Origin of the sequence: Amycolatopsis thailandensis, assembly GCF_002234405.1 — a bacterium.
Classification (GTDB): Bacteria; Actinomycetota; Actinomycetes; order Mycobacteriales; family Pseudonocardiaceae; genus Amycolatopsis; species Amycolatopsis thailandensis.
The window spans coordinates 1-1,385 of record NZ_NMQT01000333.1 but is presented as its reverse complement, the minus strand read 5'-3'; the positions used below and the strand labels follow the sequence as shown (position 1 = coordinate 1,385).

Below are 1,385 nucleotides of genomic sequence, written 5' to 3'. Positions count from 1 at the left end.
GATGTCCCCGGGAAGTGATGGATCCCGGACGGTGTTTTCCAGCCGGAACCCGCAGACACCCGGCTGGTTACCCCTCGGATTCGCTCCCACACCACATCTTCGCCTGTTTCGGTGCGCGTGAGTCCTCAGCCCGACTGCGGGTCGGTGTCGTCGTGCGGGTCGCCGGAGGACGTTCCTTGTTCGCCACGGATTTCCTCGCGTTCGGACGGCTCCGTCTTTCGCTCGGTGTCGCCCGCGCCACTGGTCTTTTCGTCGTCGTTCTTCATGACTCCGGATACCCGTCCAAGGCCGCGTCAACCCTTGCCGCGTCCCGCGGTCGGTAGGCCACAGTGGACGTTTGGCACCGCACGACCGGGGTAGCCCTGAACATCATCGGCGTATCGGAGGGCTCATGACCGCGATCACCAATCCAGCGATACCACTCGCCCCGGCGCGGCCGCGCCTGCTGCGACCGCCGGGGGTGTACCGGCCGCAGGACGACACCTGGATGCTGGCGAACGCCTTACGGGACTCCGGAATGCCGCGTGGCGCGAGAGTGCTCGACCTCTGCACGGGCACGGGTGCCCTCGCCGTGACAGCGGCGAGACACGGCGCCGCGTCGGTGATCGCGGCGGACATCTCCAGGCTCGCGCTTGCCACCGTGTGGGCGAACGCGCGGTTGCGCGGACTGCCGATCCGGCCCCTGCGTGGCAGTGCGGCCGCGGCCACCCGAACCGGTCCGTTCGACGTCGTGCTGGCGAATCCGCCGTACGTGCCGTGCCCGGTGCCGGCGAGCGGCGCCGCACGAGCCTGGGACGCGGGTCCGGACGGCCGGGTCGTGCTCGACGAGATCTGCGCGCTCGCGGCCTCTTTGGTGGCACCGGGCGGGTATCTGCTCATGGTCCACTCCGCGGTCGCCGGCCCCGAGAAGTCGCTGGCACAGCTGCGCGAAGCCGGGACGACCCCCGCGGTGGTCGCCGCCCGGTCGCTTCCGTTCGGCCCGGTGATGCGGGCGCGGGCCGGCTTTCTGGAGGCCGTCGGCCTGATCACGGCCGGGCAACGGCACGAGGAACTGGTGGTGATCCGTGCCGACCGGCCGTAGGACCCGGGTGCGGATCGAGCCCGGCGGGCCCCTGCTGGTCGAGGGGCCCGTCGAGATCGTCACGCCGGACGGCGAGACGGTGGAGTCCGATCGGTTCGTGGTCGCGCTGTGCGCTTGCCGCCGCAGCAAGCGCTACCCGTTCTGCGACACCAGCCACCGCCGCCGGTCACGGCAAGGGACGCAGCGGCCTGAGGAGTGAGGTTTCACCGGCCGACCAGGTACCGAGAAGGTGCCGGGTCAGCCGGTTCTCCAGCAGGTCGGTGGCCTGGATGCCCAGGACGATGTCCGCGGCCAGCTCCGGCTC

At 70.8% G+C, this 1,385-nt stretch carries 3 protein-coding genes and 1 pseudogene; 2 read left to right on the top strand and 2 right to left on the bottom strand.

All coding sequences use genetic code 11. The annotated features are described in order from the left end of the window. Window positions 1-125: 125 nt before the first annotated feature. Window positions 126-266 (bottom strand): hypothetical protein, encoded by a 141-nt coding sequence (locus CFP71_RS44545; protein WP_167406484.1) that lies wholly within the window; start codon window positions 264-266, stop codon window positions 126-128. A 125-nt stretch (window positions 267-391) separates the two neighbouring features. Between CFP71_RS44545 and CFP71_RS42710 the strand changes: the two genes are divergently transcribed. Together CFP71_RS42710 and CFP71_RS42705 are read left to right on the top strand one after the other, a co-directional pair. After that, window positions 392-1,081, top strand: a complete 690-nt coding sequence (locus CFP71_RS42710; protein ID WP_093939473.1) for a methyltransferase — start codon at window positions 392-394, stop codon at window positions 1,079-1,081. After that, window positions 1,065-1,280 carry a CDGSH iron-sulfur domain-containing protein gene (locus tag CFP71_RS42705; RefSeq protein ID WP_093939472.1) on the top strand — a complete coding sequence of 72 codons (216 nt, stop codon included), beginning with the start codon at window positions 1,065-1,067 and terminating at the stop codon, window positions 1,278-1,280. Before CFP71_RS42710 ends, CFP71_RS42705 begins: the two co-directional genes overlap by 17 nt. On the opposite strand, the pseudogene CFP71_RS45270 reads toward CFP71_RS42705, so the two are convergent. Then, window positions 1,248-1,385 (bottom strand): annotated as a pseudogene (locus tag CFP71_RS45270) (iron-containing redox enzyme family protein); the annotation flags it as partial. The gene CFP71_RS42705 and the pseudogene CFP71_RS45270 overlap by 33 nt on opposite strands.

Bases quoted from the DNA above. Each gene is read 5' to 3' on its own strand.
- CFP71_RS44545 (WP_167406484.1), bottom strand. From the start codon at position 266: ATGAAGAACGACGACGAAAAGACCAGTGGCGCGGGCGACACCGAGCGA.
- CFP71_RS42710 (WP_093939473.1), top strand. From the start codon at position 392: ATGACCGCGATCACCAATCCAGCGATACCACTCGCCCCGGCGCGGCCG.